Origin of the sequence: Paenibacillus motobuensis, from assembly GCF_039521865.1 — a bacterium.
Lineage (GTDB): Bacteria > Bacillota > Bacilli > Paenibacillales > Paenibacillaceae > Fontibacillus > Fontibacillus motobuensis.
Genome location: NZ_BAAACX010000016.1, coordinates 1 through 15,804 on the forward strand (window position 1 = coordinate 1; position 15,804 = coordinate 15,804).

General features: G+C 49.2%; 14 protein-coding genes. 13 read left to right on the plus strand and 1 reads right to left on the minus strand.

Annotated features, from left to right (window positions below; genetic code table 11):
• Nucleotides 1–876 precede the first annotated feature (876 nt).
• The 9 genes from def (at nucleotide 877) to spoVM (ending at nucleotide 9,891) form a co-directional block, all read left to right on the plus strand.
• Nucleotides 877–1,359, plus strand: a complete 483-nt coding sequence (def, locus tag ABD014_RS17820; RefSeq protein WP_126997483.1) for a peptide deformylase — start codon at nucleotides 877–879, stop codon at nucleotides 1,357–1,359.
• A gap of 9 nt (nucleotides 1,360–1,368) precedes the next feature.
• The gene (gene fmt, locus ABD014_RS17825) at nucleotides 1,369–2,313 is read left to right on the plus strand and encodes a methionyl-tRNA formyltransferase (protein WP_343863254.1); all 945 of its coding nucleotides are present in this window, start codon (nucleotides 1,369–1,371) and stop codon (nucleotides 2,311–2,313) included.
• Entirely contained in the window at nucleotides 2,310–3,773 is a 1,464-nt protein-coding gene (gene rsmB, locus ABD014_RS17830; RefSeq protein ID WP_379340866.1) for a 16S rRNA (cytosine(967)-C(5))-methyltransferase RsmB, read from the plus strand. The genes fmt and rsmB overlap by 4 nt, the downstream gene beginning before the upstream one ends.
• 219 nt (nucleotides 3,774–3,992) lie before the next feature.
• Entirely contained in the window at nucleotides 3,993–5,039 is a 1,047-nt protein-coding gene (rlmN, locus tag ABD014_RS17835) for a dual-specificity RNA methyltransferase RlmN (RefSeq protein WP_343863256.1), read from the plus strand.
• 6 nt (nucleotides 5,040–5,045) lie between these two features.
• Nucleotides 5,046–5,819, plus strand: coding sequence for a Stp1/IreP family PP2C-type Ser/Thr phosphatase (locus ABD014_RS17840; protein WP_343863258.1), 774 nt, complete (start codon nucleotides 5,046–5,048; stop codon nucleotides 5,817–5,819).
• Nucleotides 5,816–7,972: a Stk1 family PASTA domain-containing Ser/Thr kinase gene (gene pknB / locus ABD014_RS17845; RefSeq protein ID WP_343863260.1), complete on the plus strand. Its 2,157-nt coding sequence runs from the start codon at nucleotides 5,816–5,818 to the stop codon at nucleotides 7,970–7,972. Before ABD014_RS17840 ends, pknB begins: the two co-directional genes overlap by 4 nt.
• A 69-nt stretch (nucleotides 7,973–8,041) precedes the next feature.
• Nucleotides 8,042–8,947: a ribosome small subunit-dependent GTPase A gene (rsgA, locus tag ABD014_RS17850; RefSeq protein ID WP_343863262.1), complete on the plus strand. Its 906-nt coding sequence runs from the start codon at nucleotides 8,042–8,044 to the stop codon at nucleotides 8,945–8,947.
• Between the two features lie 4 nt (nucleotides 8,948–8,951).
• Entirely contained in the window at nucleotides 8,952–9,617 is a 666-nt protein-coding gene (gene rpe, locus ABD014_RS17855; RefSeq protein ID WP_343863264.1) for a ribulose-phosphate 3-epimerase, read from the plus strand.
• A 193-nt stretch (nucleotides 9,618–9,810) separates the two neighbouring features.
• Nucleotides 9,811–9,891 (plus strand): stage V sporulation protein SpoVM, encoded by an 81-nt coding sequence (gene spoVM / locus ABD014_RS17860; protein WP_036621610.1) that lies wholly within the window; start codon nucleotides 9,811–9,813, stop codon nucleotides 9,889–9,891.
• 166 nt (nucleotides 9,892–10,057) lie between these two features.
• Here spoVM and rpmB read toward each other — a convergent pair whose 3' ends face one another.
• A complete protein-coding gene (gene rpmB / locus ABD014_RS17865; protein WP_068781907.1) occupies nucleotides 10,058–10,246 on the minus strand; it encodes a 50S ribosomal protein L28 in 189 nt (62 codons plus the stop codon).
• Between the two features lie 298 nt (nucleotides 10,247–10,544).
• On the opposite strand from rpmB, the gene ABD014_RS17870 reads away from it, so the two are divergent.
• Genes ABD014_RS17870 through recG form a run of 4 tightly spaced genes read left to right on the plus strand, consistent with a single transcriptional unit; the run spans nucleotide 10,545 to nucleotide 15,700 of the window.
• Complete coding sequence (locus ABD014_RS17870) at nucleotides 10,545–10,904, plus strand: Asp23/Gls24 family envelope stress response protein (protein ID WP_343863268.1); 360 nt, start codon at nucleotides 10,545–10,547, stop codon at nucleotides 10,902–10,904.
• A gap of 15 nt (nucleotides 10,905–10,919) precedes the next feature.
• Complete coding sequence (locus ABD014_RS17875) at nucleotides 10,920–12,683, plus strand: DAK2 domain-containing protein (RefSeq protein WP_343863270.1); 1,764 nt, start codon at nucleotides 10,920–10,922, stop codon at nucleotides 12,681–12,683.
• Between the two features lie 43 nt (nucleotides 12,684–12,726).
• Entirely contained in the window at nucleotides 12,727–13,596 is an 870-nt protein-coding gene (locus tag ABD014_RS17880; RefSeq protein WP_343863272.1) for a DegV family protein, read from the plus strand.
• A gap of 58 nt (nucleotides 13,597–13,654) precedes the next feature.
• Entirely contained in the window at nucleotides 13,655–15,700 is a 2,046-nt protein-coding gene (gene recG / locus ABD014_RS17885; protein WP_343863274.1) for an ATP-dependent DNA helicase RecG, read from the plus strand.
• Nucleotides 15,701–15,804 lie beyond the last annotated feature (104 nt).

A 15,804-nucleotide genomic window follows, 5' to 3' on the forward strand; every position in this document is an offset into this window, starting at 1 on the left:
ATAGCGTTAGACTGCGAATACAGTATTTTACTCGGGTCAGACTCCAGATTTAAGGGGCCGAACCGTAGCCGCAGTTATTTGCTGTATGAAGCCCGTAAAAGACCGGAATAGTTGTAAATAAACACTTATTTCCGTTTTTACTATTCTGTATTAGAAAATATAGTATACAGCTACAAGAATAAGTGCATAACATACACTTAAATTAACAATCAAAAGGGCTATGGTTTTAGTAAGTGTAATTTGTACACTTAAAATAGCGATAGCTCACAAATTTCGTGTAAACGGCCATTTTAAGTGTACGTTATACAATTAAAACTTGAGTTAACGCCCATAGCCATCCATTTAGTTGTATTTTTTGCAATTAAGTATTCGGTTAATGAATAAAGCCAGGGAATGAGGAGCGGAGCGTACAAAGTTTGTACGAGAGCACCTGAGATGTTTCCAGAGGAAACATGACTTCGTAAGCATCTGCTCAGGCCCGGCTGAATTCAAGATTCGATGCCGAATAAGCTACTTTGATTCACTTCGTGTTAGATATAGAATTTATACGTTATCAGCAATGCTGATGAAATTCTATATCGCAAGAAAACCTACCTTTGAGTCGCGGTCGCTCATCCCCTGAATGGCTTCGATCAGTTTTCTTATCAAAAGTGGAATTTTTGAACTACCCGTTAAATTAGTGTTCAAAAATTCCAGTTTTCAGCACCGAGAAGGTTGGATGAAGCTAGGGATTGAGGAGCGGAGCGTACGAAGTTTGTACGAGAGCACCGGAAATCCCGGCTGAATTCAAGATTCGATGTCGGATATGCTTCTTGGATTAACTTCGTGATCAAAAGTGGAATTTTTGAACTACATAAAGAAGGATGGTGTGTTGATATGGCATTGCGGATTATTGTCCAAGAACCGGATGAAGTGTTGCATCAGGTCGCTAAAGAGGTTAAGAAGATTACTCCAAACGTACAGAAATTGCTGACCGATATGGCGGAGACGATGTATGATGCTGAGGGCGTTGGGCTTGCGGCACCGCAGGTTGGTATTCTGAAGCGGGCCATTGTCGTAGATGTTGGCGATGAGCATGGACTAATTGAGCTGATTAACCCCGAGATCGTCAGCAAAGAGGGAGAACAATTCGGTCCCGAGGGCTGCTTGAGTATCCAGGGATTGCGTGGTGATGTGCGCCGGGCACAGACGGTCACGGTTAAAGGCCTCGACCGTAACGGCAAAGAGGTTACATATACAGGGTCGGATTTGCTCGCGAGAGCTTTTCAGCATGAAATTGACCATTTGAACGGTGTTCTCTATACAGATGTAGCGGAAAGAGTATATGAAATTACCCCTGAGGGTGAAGAAAAGGTGTGAGGAATAACGATGAATATCGTATTTATGGGGACGCCTGCTTTTGCGGTTCCGTCTCTGGAGGCTCTGATTGCAGAAGGCTATAACGTTGTTGGTGTCGTGACTCAGCCAGATCGTCCGCAAGGTAGGAAGAAGGTCCTGACTCCGACTCCGGTAAAAGAAGCAGCATTGCGGCATGGTCTTCCAGTGCTTCAGCCACATAGAATGCGCGCGCCGGAAGCCGTAGGAGAACTGGCTGCGCTACGTCCTGATCTGATCGTTACGGCCGCTTACGGACAGATTCTGCCTAAGGCCGTGTTGGACTTGCCTCAGTATGGTTGCTTGAATGTGCATGGGTCCCTCTTGCCCGCTTACCGCGGGGGTGCGCCGATCCAACGCTCGATCATCAACGGTGAGAAGGAGACCGGCGTTACGCTGATGTATATGGCAGAGGGCTTGGATACTGGGGATATGATCGAGAAGGTTGTTGTTCCGATCGAGGATGAAGATAATTCGGGCACGATGTTTGAGAAATTAAGCCTTGCCGGGGCGAAGCTGCTGATGGAGCAGCTGCCGCTTATCTTGAACGGAACTGCCAAGCGGATTCCGCAGAACAACGAGGAAGCTTCGTATGCTTCTAACTTGTCGCGTGAGGATGAGCGGATTGATTGGACGGCTTCATCCCGTGATATTTTCAATCGGGTTAGAGGCTTGGTGCCATTCTCGGGCGCATTTACGCTGTGGAACGACGAAGTTTTCAAGATATGGTCGGTAGCTAAGCCGACCATGACAGGATCTGCGTCGGCTACCGGGGTAGTTCCCGGGACAGTACTCGGGCTGTCCGAGCAGGGGATCGAAGTGAAGACCGGCGATGGATCGGTTTGGCTGACCCGTGTTCAGCCCGCTGGGAAGAAAGCCATGGAGGCCGCTGAATTTATTCGCGGCGGTGTCATGAAGAAAGGCGCGGTATTGTCATGAGCGATATGAAAGGCCATTCCGGCCAGGCTGGCAGCAACAAGAGAAGGCAGGGGAATCAATCTGGAGCTGGCATGGGTTCAAATGCTGGAAAAAGAAGCAAAAAGGCGCAGCCTACAGCGCGGGATACTGCTCTGGATGTGTTGACCGCTGTAGAGCAAGAAGGGGCCTACAGCAACTTGCTGCTGAATGGAGCGCTGCAGAAATCCGGGCTTACTGGTCCAGATGCGGGTCTTGCTACAGAGCTTGTATATGGCACCATATCGCACCTCAATACGATTGATTACTTTCTGGAGTCCTTTGTTAGCAAAGGGATGGCCAAGCTTCAGCCTTGGGTCAGAAATTTATTGCGGCTAAGCTTCTATCAATTGTATTATCTGGATCGTATTCCACCCCATGCGGCGGTGAACGAAGCAGTAAATATCGCAAAACGGCGTGGTCATCAAGGGATTTCCGGAATGGTAAACGGGGTGCTGCGAAATGTGCTTCGTCGCAAGGCGGAGTTGTCCTTGCCTAGTGATCTCTCTCCGGCGGCACGGATCTCACTTGCTTATTCCCATCCGGAATGGCTCGTCTCACGATGGATTGAGCAATACGGAGAAGCTATCGCAGAAGCGATCTGCATCGCGAATAATGAACCTCCTTCCGTCAGCATTCGTGTGAATCGTTCTCGGACAAGTCGGGAAGAGATGTTAGTTGTTATGGAAGAGCAGGGGCTGGAGGTCGTTCCGTCACCTATATCACCGGATGGTATTTTGGTATTAAGCGGCGGCAACATGGCACTTACAGAATGGTATAAGGGTGGACTTATCTCGATCCAGGACGAGAGCTCCATGCTCGTTGGCGCGGCTGTTCAGGCGATGCCAGGTATGAAGGTGCTTGATTGCTGCGCCGCTCCCGGCGGCAAGACATGCCATATCGCTGAACGGATGGAAGGCCGCGGTCAAGTGATCGCGAACGACATCCATACGCATAAGGCGCAGCTGATCGCCGATCAGGCAAAGCGGCTTGGTCTTGACCAGGTTGAGACGATGACCAGCGATGCGGCCAAATTATCTGAGCGATTCACGGCCGAGTCATTCGACCGTATTTTGCTGGATGCTCCATGTTCAGGCTTGGGCGTAATTCGCCGGAAGCCAGATTTGAAATGGACGAAGACACCAGGCGATATTACGGAGATTAACGCGATTCAACGTACCCTATTAGATGCGGTGTGTGGGCTGCTGAAGCCGGGTGGAATTCTTGTCTACAGTACCTGTACGATTGAACGAAGCGAAAATGCGGGCATGGTAGAAGCTTTTTTACAGCGTCATCCGGAATTTTCACTTGCCGAGGATATGCCAGGGGGCTGGCAAGCTTTGCAGGAAGCGAGCGCCAGAGAGAAGGACGGATTGCAGATCCTACCTCAGGACTATCATTCTGACGGATTTTATATCGCTCGTCTTGTGAAAACCTCGATTTAAGCTGTGTCTATACTTAATCTTTGCGAAATACCTAGAATTACTATATACTGGAATCGGTGAAGCACACTTCTATTTATTGCTTTAAGCGATAATAGGGTGTGCTTTTTGCTGCGTAAGCCCCTGTTAAGGGCTTCCACTTTAGTGTTATTATATTTTATGCTAAAATAGGTGGAATGAGTATGGTCATATACTTGATACTATAAGAATAGGTGTGTGAAGATGAAACCTTTTATATACGATATGAGTTTGGAAGAGCTTCAGGAATGGGCAGTACAGCAAGGGGAGTCGTCCTTCCGCGGTGCGCAGATATTTGACTGGCTTTATGTAAAGCGCGTAAACTCTTTTGATGAGATGACGAATTTATCCAAGACGCTTCGGCAAAAATTGGACGAACAGTTCTCGTTCGTAACTTTGAATGAAATTACGAAGTTTGAATCCAAGGACGGTACGGTCAAGTTCCTGTTCGGGCTGCATGATGATCATGCGATCGAGACGGTTATCATGAAGCATAACTACGGGAATAGCGTCTGCGTTACCACCCAAGTCGGATGCAAGGTTGGTTGTACATTCTGTGCGTCTACCTTGGGTGGACTGAAGCGGAATCTCAATCCGGGGGAAATAGTAGCCCAAGTTGTGCAGGCTCAGAAGATTCTTGACACACGCGGCGAACGTGTTAGCAGCATTGTGATCATGGGCACAGGTGAACCGTTCGAAAATTATGATGCCACGATGAAATTTTTGCGAATTATGATTCATGAGAAGGGCTTGAACATTGGACAACGGCATATTACTGTATCAACGAGCGGTATCGTTCCCAATATATATAAATTTGCTGATGAGGATACCCAGATTAATCTGGCGATTTCGATTCATGCCCCGAACGATGCGCTACGCTCCAAGCTGATGCCTGTCAACCGCCGCTTCCCGTTCGATGATGTTATCGAGGCACTGCGTTATTACATCGCCAAGACCGGACGCCGCGTAAGCTTCGAATATGCGCTGATTGGCGGAGTAAATGATCAGGTGGAGCATGCAGAGGAACTGGCAGAGGTTCTCAAGGATATGCTCTGTCACGTGAATCTGATTCCAGTCAACCATGTTCCAGAGCGGAAATATGTCAGAACCTCAAGAAACGATATTTTTCAGTTCCAACGTACATTGGCGGACAAGGGCATTAACGTAACGATTCGCCGGGAGCAAGGACATGATATTGCAGCGGCTTGCGGACAACTGCGGGCCAAACATATGCAGTCTGGTACGAGGTGATTAAGATTGATAAAAACGGCTTATGTAAGTGATGTAGGAAGGGTTCGCTCTGTGAACGAAGACAGCACCTGGGTTGCTGGCTTGGAACAAGGGTATACGCTGGCGATCGTGGCTGATGGTATGGGTGGACATCAGGCTGGGGATACAGCCAGCCGTCTGACCGTCGAGACGATTGTGCAAGATTTGCAGTCTTTGCCTGCAAACTTGTCATCGCAACAGTTCGGAAATGAACTGCAACGAGCGATTCTGCATGCTAATGAAATCGTGTATCATGAAGCGAAGGAGCATGTAGAGTACTACAATATGGGGACCACGGTGGTTGCCGTCCTCCTTAAGGAACGCGAGGGAATCATCGGCCATATTGGAGACAGCAGAGTCTATCAATTCCAAAATAACGTGCTGACTCAAATCACTGAAGATCATTCTCTCGTTAATGAATTGCTTAAGAATAATCAGATTAGCGAGCAGGAAGCAAACGTGCATCCACATCGAAATATCGTGACCCGGGCACTCGGAACCGATGAAGAGGTGGTTGCCGACATGTATTCGGTGATGTTAGATGAGGGAGATATACTGCTGCTCTGTAGTGACGGTCTCAGCAATCATGTAACCCCGGAACAAATGATTCATACGCTTGGAGCCGGCGAGCTTCCTCTGGATCATCGTGCTAATCAATTGCTTCAATTCGCCCTGGATGCAGGGGGCGACGATAATATTACCGTCGCATTGTTGGAGTATCATGATGAGTCCGTGTCAAGCGCAAAGGGGTGGGATTTATGATCGGTCACGAGTTAGGTGGTCGTTACCAAATTATTGAACGAATTGGCGGGGGAGGAATGGCCCTCGTCTATCGGGCTCAGGATATTCTATTAAATCGTAATGTGGCTATTAAGGTTTTGCGTCAGCAATTTGTGAACGATGAGGAATTTATCCGCCGTTTCCGACGTGAGGCACAATCAGCGGCATCCTTGTCACATCCGAATATCGTTAGCGTCTATGATGTCGGACAAGAGGGCGATGTTCATTACATTGTTATGGAATATATTGAAGGCCGCAACTTGAATGAGATAATCAAAGAGCGTGCTCCATTGCAGGTAGATGAGGCAGTTCGTATCGCATCGCAGATCGCCGATGCCCTGGATCATGCCCATATGAATCATATTATTCATCGTGATATTAAACCTCATAACATATTAATCGGCCGTAATGGCTGGGTGAAGGTGACTGACTTCGGAATCGCGCGTGCCGTAACTTCAACGACGATTACGCAGACGGGCTCGGTCGTCGGGTCTGTGCATTATTTCTCACCTGAACATGCCAAAGGGGTAACAACGGGCGAGAAATCAGACCTTTACTCCCTTGGAATTGTACTCTATCAGATGCTGACGGGCCGTCTTCCATTCCTTGGGGAGAGTCCGATCAGTGTGGCGCTGAAGCATCTACAGGAGCATTTTGACGAGCCGCGTTCGGTGAATCCAATGATCCCGCAGAGTGTGGAGAATATTATATTGAAATCAATGCGCAAAAATCCTGGCGAGAGATATGAATCTGCCAAGGAAATGCTGCGCGATCTGGAGACCTGTCTGCTGCCAGAGCGCAGGACGGAGAATAAGCTGACCTTTGCCGATAACGAGGATGAGGACAGCACTCGTGTTGTCCCGGCTATTAAGCCGCAAAACAGGCAATCTGGTGGAGGTTCTAAGTTGTCCCGTGATGATCAGGGGTCCGATGAACGGCAGAAGCAGAAATCAGGTAAGAAGCCGATAAGCAGCAAGACTAAATTATGGGTCAGCATTACACTGATTGTGATCGTTGCGATGCTTGGTATTGCCTGGTATGTGAACAAGCTCGTCACCGTGGAAGAAGTAAAGGTGCCGAATGTGCTAAATATGTCCATTGAACAAGCTACTGAGGAGTTCTCCAAGGTAGGTATTGTGGTTGGGGATATTGCTCGGGTATATAAAGAGGGCGTAGATGAAGGAATTGTCTATGAACAGAGCAAGCCAGAGGGAACCGCGGTGAAGGAAGGCTCGTCGATTGATTTGACAGTAAGCACCGCGAAGGAGCTTCCAAAAATGCCGATGCTAAGTGGTGCAACCTATGAGGATGCTGTTGCACAGCTAGAACAGATCGGGGTATCGAAAGAAAGGATCAGCAAGAACGAGGAAAATAACCCCGATGTAGAAGCAGGCAAGGTCTTTGGTCAAAACCCGGATGCCAATGCGGAGTTTGATCCGGAAACCGTTCAGATTGTGCTGAAAGTGAGCAAAGGCCGAGAAAATATCAAGATGCCAAATCTGGTCGGGAAGACCCAGGATGAAGCGCTAAAGGCGATTGAGGATGCGGGGCTGAAGCTGGCGAAAGACGGAATTAAGCAGAAATCGAGCTATGATAAACCATTAGGTGAAGTTATGGAGCAGTGGCCATATGCGCCAGATGGAGATGTAGCACCGGGATCAGAGATAACGATCTTCGTCAGCTCCGGCTATCCGTCTGATGCGATCGAGTATACCTTCGTGGTTCCTGTTGTTCCGGCTGAAGACGGACAAAAGAGCAAAATCCATATTATCTACGGGGATGCTCGCGGTGAGAATCAAGACTGGGGTACGAAGACAATCGGCAAACCGCAATATATGTCGGTAGATCTCGTTCTGGCACCTAATAAGGACGGATATGTCTATGTGAACCGCGATGGGGCATTAACGGATACCTACAAGATCTCGTATATTGATGCCAAGCAGGGGACTGTACCGCAGCCATCGTTGCCTGTAACGAATACGCCGGATGAATCAAATCATGAGTCCAATGGCAATAATGGTGACGGTGATAACGGGAACTCTGATCAGAACCCTCCTGATACAGGCATGGCCACCAGCTCAAAGTTAACTGGAAGGTTAACGAATGGGAAGATGAAGGGGTTTAGACATCATTGAAGTTGAGCTTGAATAAGCTTCAATCGTTATATCGTTGTACAGACAGATATGAAAGCGAGGCCTGCAAGAATGCCAGAAGGCTTAATCGTTAAGGCACTAAGCGGTTATTACTATGTGAAGCCTGCAGACCCGGCGTTGGATGAGATTATCCAGTGCCGGGGCCGCGGCATTTTTAAGAAAAAAGGCATATCACCTCTCGTTGGAGATCGGGTCATATATAGTCCGACAGAGAACGGCGAAGGGATGGTAGATGAGATTTTACCACGCATCACGGAGTTGATTCGTCCGCCGATAGCTAATGCCAGGCTTGCGGTACTGTTATTCTCACTGAAAGAGCCTGATCTGAATTTGCAGCTTCTGGACAAGTTCCTGGTACATATCGAACATGAGGGGCTGCAAGCCTTGATTTGCTTGACCAAAGAGGACTTGCTCGATGCGGAGAACGAGGATATAGCCAGCATTACGGAGCAGGCAGCTCGCCTCTATGAGCAGATTGGATATGAAGTGTTCATTACCAGTTCTCTGACTGGCAAAGGAACGGAAGCTGTGAAGTCGCGTCTAGCCGGGGAGATTAGCGTTCTTTCCGGTCAGTCCGGGGTAGGCAAATCGACGCTGCTGAATGCGATGTTCCCCGGATTGTCGCTGGAGACGAGTGAGATTAGCACGAAGCTTGGCCGGGGGAGACATACGACCCGACATGTAGAGCTGATCGAGCTTGAGAATGGCGGATATGTTGCGGACACTCCAGGCTTTAGCCAGCTGGATTTCCTTGAGCTTGGCATTGAGGAGCTGTCTACCTGCTTCCGCGAGTTCCGCGAGCTTTCAGAGGGTTGCAAATTCCGCGGATGTACGCATCTGCATGAGCCAGGCTGTAAGGTGAGAGAGGCTGTGGATGATGGGGCTATTGCAGCAGGACGGTATGAGCACTATGTGCAGTTTTATGAGGAAATGAAAGACAAAAAACGGAGGTATTGACTTCATGAATGACATCTATATTGCACCGTCTATATTGTCGGCTGATTTTGCCAAGCTGGGTCAAGAAGTAGTCGAGGTAGAACGCGGCGGAGCCGATTGGCTTCACGTCGATGTCATGGACGGCCATTTCGTGCCCAACATTACATTTGGAGCGCTGGTAATGGGAGCAATTGCCCCGCTGACCAAGCTTCCGCTCGATGTCCATCTGATGATCGAGAATCCTGAGCGATATATTCCAGATTTTGCAAAAGCAGGAGCTCATCTTATTACAGTTCACCAGGAAGCTTGCGTACATTTGCACCGCGTCCTGCATATGATTAAGGAGCATGGCGTCAAGGCGGGTGTGGCGATCAATCCGGCAACTCCTGTGTCTTCGATTCGCGAAGTGCTGGAGGATGTGGATCTGGTGCTCGTCATGACGGTAAATCCAGGCTTTGGCGGTCAGGCTTTCATTCCGTCTACTCTTCGCAAGATCAAGGAATTGAAAGAGCTGCGAGAGGAACTGGGGTTGAAGAACCTCCGAATTGAGGTTGATGGCGGAATCTCAGCTGCTACAGCACCGCTGGTCGCCGAGGCCGGTGCGGATGTGTTGGTCGCAGGGAATGCGGTGTTTGGCCGTAGCGACCGCAGCGCTGCTATTCAGGAGATTCGCAGCAGTTTGCAAGAGTAGTCGTAGCTATATTCTCTTCATATTTGCCTGGTTTCACCTTGTCTGATTGGCATAGTGATTCGATCAGACGCATACAATGGGTTACATGAGCGGGTTCTCATGCAGCCCTTTTTTTGTCGGCGGAAATACACAGGAAGAGGGCGCGGAACATACACTATGAATGAAGGCATGAGAATGATGGGGAGGGTGAACGATGAAATTTTATACATTCAAGCTGCCTAAGTTTTTGGGAGGTTTCGTCAAAGCGGTGTTGAATACATTTCACAAAAACTAGGCAGCGACAACTGCCGCTATCATGGAATTCGGCGCGGCGCAAATCCCGCCTTCCATCACGCGGTTTGTGGCGATACTGTTTTCCGGTTGCTGAAGTGGCAGGAGAATACGAAAAAAGCACCTCTACTAAGAAAAGGTGCTTTTTGTCTATATTCTTATTCTCACCATTATACGCGAGTCAGTTTACCGGATTTCAAAGCCCGAGTGCTGACGTATACGCGTTTTGGCTTACCGTCTACCAAGATCCGGACTTTCTGTACGTTAACGCCCCAAGAACGACGATTACGGTTGTTAGCGTGGGATACGTGGTTACCGCTGCTTGGTTTCTTGCCTGTTACATAGCATTTGCGAGACATTCATTACACCTCCTGTTCCGATACACCTGTCTTGAAAATAACAGTTTATTATTGAAGTTAACAGTTATTGTTCAAGCCGGCTTAAGCCGGTCGATTTCCTTCTTTTAACCTATAAATGTATGGAAACCGCATAAAACAATACTTACATATAATATCACAGTAAAAAAACGTCCGTCAACCGATCGACAAACTTTATTTCTATAGTGCGCTTGTCGCGCTTTGTTTATTTATTTATCTTTATTCTTATAGTACAATATGGTTTAGCCCATAATAATTTCAAGGGAGGAGTGAGCAAGGCGTGGCAATACAACTGGATACCGAATATGGACGTATCGATATTTCGGAGGAAGCAGTAGCTGTGATCGCCGGGTCGGCCGCCATGGAATGTTATGGACTCGTAGGGATGGCAAGCCGGAAACAATTCAAGGACGGCATTGCTGAATTGCTGGGGCGTGAGAATCTAGCCCGGGGTGTGGAAGTGAAGCTCGATAATAAGCGATTGGCAATTCATCTTTATATCATAGTTAGTTATGGTACGAAAATTTCCGAGGTTGCCTACAACATACAGCGAAAAGTAAAATACGTGTTAAATGAAGTCGTTGGACTCGAAGTGGCTCAAGTTAATGTTGCAGTCCAAGGCGTTCGTGTATCAAGCTAGGAAGGGGAATTCTCATTGAGTAAGCGTTCTATTAACGGAACAGATTTTACCGCCATGGTGCTAGCCGGGGCGAAACGATTGGGAGATCATGCCGAGCATGTCAACTCTCTAAATGTCTTTCCGGTTCCCGATGGAGACACCGGGACGAATATGAATCTAACGATGACGGCTGGAGTGGCCGAATTGAATAATAACGGATCGGGCGGACTTGGCAGTCGGGCAAATACTTTGTCCAAGGGTTTGCTGATGGGGGCCAGAGGGAACTCCGGCGTTATTTTATCCCAGTTATTCCGCGGATTTGCCCGCTATTCATCCTCTTATGAAGAGCTGAATGCGATTCAATTTGCTGCCGCTTTGCAGAGCGGGGTGGATACAGCCTATAAGGCCGTAGTGAAGCCGGTGGAAGGCACGATTCTTACGGTAGCGAAGGAAGCGGCCAAGCACGCCGTTCACCAGGCTAGACGCACGACCGATATCGTAGATTTGATGGCTGACGTGCTGGCGAAGGCTAAGGAAGCTCTTGCGAATACGCCTGAGCAATTGCCTGTACTGAAGCAGGTCGGAGTTGTTGATTCCGGCGGACAGGGTCTTGTATATATTTACGAAGGCTTTATGGAGCAATTGACGGGCACAGCGAAGCCTATCGATTCGATGCCTGCACAACCTAAGGCAGGATCGGTCTCTGCAATTACAGTCGTTCATCCGGCCGAGCATCATGATGCTACTGCCCAAGCGAAGCTTGATACAGAGGATATTGAATTTCTCTATGATATGGAATTTTTCATAAATCGTACCCTGGGCGGCGTACCGCATGCGAATTTTGATGAGGATCAATTCAGGGAAGCGCTGTCATTAAATGGTGACTCTATTATCGTCATTGCCGATGATGAAGTTATCAAAGTTCATGTGCACTCTAAAGCACCTGGCGAGGTTCTGAATCTCGCTTTGAAATATGGGGAAATTACTCAGATTCATATTTTGAATATGCGTGAACAGCATCGCGAACTACTATCAACCGGACTTGATGCTACTCCGATGCCAGAGCTGTTCGCTGATATTCCGGCGGAACCTGTCCGTTCTGTGGATCCTGCTGAGGTTCCTGCGGACGAATTGGCGCCTTATGGATTTATTGCTGTAGCGTCTGGACAAGGCATCTCGGATATTTTCAAGAGCCTTGGTGTTGACGTTGTTCTATCCGGTGGACAGACGATGAATCCAAGCACAGAGGATTTCGTTAAGGCAATTCATTCGATTTCTGCACAGCATGTATTCGTGCTGCCGAACAATTCGAATATTGTTCTTGCTGCTCAGCAGGCTCGGGATTTGCTGGAAGATGAGCGCAGCGTAACAGTCATTCCAAGCAAGAGTATTCCGCAAGGAATCGCTGCTGCATTTGCCTTCCAGGAAGAGGAGAGCGCTGAGGTGAATACGGATTCTATGTTGAACGCCGTATCTCATGTCAAGACAGGACAAGTTACTTATGCGATCCGTGATACGATGTTTGATGATCTGGAGATCAAGGCTGGTCACTATATCGGGATCGAGAACTCCAAGATCGTTGCGACAGAAGAACAACTGCTAGAGACAAGCCAAGCTTTACTTGCCAAAATGCTGGTTGGCGGAGATGAGATCGTTACGATCCTGATTGGAGAAGAGGCGACAGAGGAAATTACAGAGTCGTTGGTGAGCTGGCTGAATGAAACTTATCCTGATGTCGAAGTCGAGACTCATGATGGCGGACAACCGATCTATTATTACTTGTTCTCGGTTGAATCCTGATCGTCCTTGAGTAAGGACGAATGATGAAAGGGTGAAGATACCTATGAGTCAGATCGTTATTGTAGCAGACAGTACAGGTGATGTTCCTGCAGCGCTGGTTGCAGAATACGGTATTCATATTATACCGATGCGGCTTGCCTTCGGGGATGAGTCTTACTTGGAAGGAATCGACATCACGGTAGAAGAGTTCTATGACAGGCTGGCGAAGTCTAAGGATCTGCCGACGACTTCGCAGACCTCGCCTGCTCAATACGTCGAGGTGTATCAGAATCTGATGAAGCAGTACCCTGGTTCTCCTATCGTCTCGATACATATTTCATCGGGGATGAGCGGCACATATCAATCCGCTCAGCTGGCAAAGTCGATGATTGAGGAAGACTCGACGGAGCCGGTAAATATTACGGTGATTGACTCGCTCTGCGCCAGCTACGGCTTCGGGATGCTGGTCGTGCATGCGGCAAGATTGGCGAAGCAAGGGGCTTCCGTCGAGCAGATTCGCACGGAGTTAGAGCGTCTCGGACAGGAGCGCAGGCTTTATTTTCTGGTCGATACACTGGAATATTTGCAGAAAGGTGGTCGGATCGGCAAAGCGGCGGCCATTCTTGGCACATTGCTGAATATTAAGCCGATTCTTTCTGTAGACCATGAAGGCATCATCTATTCGGTAGATAAGATTAGGGGCCGTAAGAAGGCGGTATCCCGTGTTATTGAGCTATTCAGGAATGATTTTCCGAATCATAAGGATTTGAACGTCGCTGTGTGTGATTGTGTGAATCCTGAAGGAGCGGAAGAGATTATTCAATTGTTATCAGAGCATTTTACCCTGCATGAGATCGTCCGTAACAGCATCGGTTCTGTCGTGGGTACTCATGTGGGTCCTGGTACGGTAGCCATCTTCGTGTGGCCGGCCTAAAGAGGTTGTCCCAAAAGTCCGACTTTTGGGGCGTGTATTAAAGCGAGGGATTTGTACAATGAATTTGCATGAAATCCCCGTAAGGCAAGTCAGCGGCGTGAGTGCTCTCAAAGCAGGAGAGCTTCACGCCTTTGGCATCTTTACGGTAAATGATCTAATTGAATATTATCCGTTCCGTTACGAAGATTATCGGCTTAAATCTTTGACAGAGGTTAAGGACGGCGACAAAATTACAGTTCAGGCGAAAATTATAGGAGTTCCAGTCCTGCAGCGTTATGGGCGTAAATCAAGAATGACCTGTAAAATGGTGGCCGAGGATTGGATGTTCACGTCGACATGGTTCAATCGCCACTTCCTTCGCGATCAATTGGTTGCGGGAAGAGAGATCATATTAACCGGGAAATGGGATCTGAAGCGTAATCAACTTACAGTATCCGATTCGGAGTTCCCGGACAAGGGCGTGCAGCGAAGCGGCACCGTCCAGCCGGTGTATTCGATTGGTGGGAAAATTACGCAGAGCTGGATGCGCAAGACGATTCAACAGGCGATGCAGCAGTATGGGGAGCTGATCCCTGAAATTTTGCCTGAGGGGCTGCTGAAGCAATATGATCTCATGTCGAGAAAACGGGCGATTCAGCGGATCCATCTGCCGCAGGATCAGACTGAGGGACAGCAGGCCCGTCGCCGTATGGTCTATGAGGAGCTCTTCTTATTCCAGCTTAAGCTGCAGGCCTATCGTGCGATTAACCATGAGCGGATGGATGGTGTGGCTCATATCGTCGAGAACTCGGTCATTCGGGAATTCGTGCGCAGCCTTCCGTTTGAGCTGACGGATGCACAGAAGCAGGTGGAGCTGGAGATCCTGCGGGACATGCGCTCCCCTTATTGTATGAATCGCCTGCTGCAAGGCGATGTCGGTTCTGGGAAGACAGTCCTTGCTGCGATTGCGCTGTTTGCCGCGGTGAAGTCGGGACATCAGGGAGCTTTTATGGTGCCGACAGAAATTTTGGCGGAGCAGCATGCCCGTTCGCTTGCGAAGATGTTCGAGCCCTTTGGCATCTCTGTAGGATTGCTTACAGGAAGTGTTACGGGCCGCAAGCGCAAGGACTTGCTCGCTTCCTTGCAGATGGGGCTGACGGACGTCATTATCGGTACCCATGCTTTGATTCAGGAGGATGTATTTTTCCGTTCGCTGAGCTTGGTTGTTACAGATGAGCAACATCGCTTCGGGGTGAATCAGCGCAGTGTATTACGGCGGAAGGGATTCAACCCCGATGTACTGACGATGACCGCTACTCCGATACCGCGGACGCTGGCGATTACTGCTTTCGGAGATATGGATGTCTCTACGCTGTCAGAGCGGCCGAAGGGCCGGAAGCCGATTTCAACCTATTGGGTGAAGCATGATATGATGGATCGCGTGCTCGGCTTTATTTCCCGTGAAGTTTCGCAGGGTAGACAAGCTTACTTGATCACTCCGCTGATTGAGGAATCGGAGAAGCTGGACGTTCAGAATGCGATTGATCTGTATGTATCGATGCAGCAGGCGTTCCCGGATTTCCGTGTCGGACTGCTGCATGGGAGAATGACCCCAGGCGAGAAGGATGAGGTCATGCGGGCGTTCTATGCGAACGAGGTGCAACTACTCGTGTCAACAACGGTTGTAGAGGTCGGCGTGGATGTGCCGAATGCTACGCTGATGATCATCATGGACGCCGACCGCTTCGGCCTGTCGCAGCTGCATCAGCTGCGCGGCCGTGTAGGGCGGGGGGAGCACGCGTCTTACTGCGTGCTCATCGCCGATCCGAAGACGGAGGTAGGTCAGGAGCGAATGAAGGTCCTGACCGATACGGACGACGGCTTCGAAGTGGCGCGCCGGGACCTGGAGCTACGTGGTCCCGGGGATTTCTTCGGCACGAAGCAGAGCGGCGTGCCGGAATTCCGAATCGCGGACATGGTCAGCGATTTCGCGGTGCTCGAGGCGGCGCGCGATGACGCCGCCCGGCTGGTGGCGGACGCGTCATTCTGGACGTCGCCCGAGTTCGAGCCGCTGCGCGGCTATCTGCAGCGGGAACAGGTGCTGCAGGGTGAAGTGATCGACTGATGGCTATAAGCTACCGCCCGCTCCTACAAAACTGCATAAATGTGTTGGTCTCTCTACTGAGCGTTTTTGGGACATTTTCTATAGAGTAATTGGTTCTTCTCCTC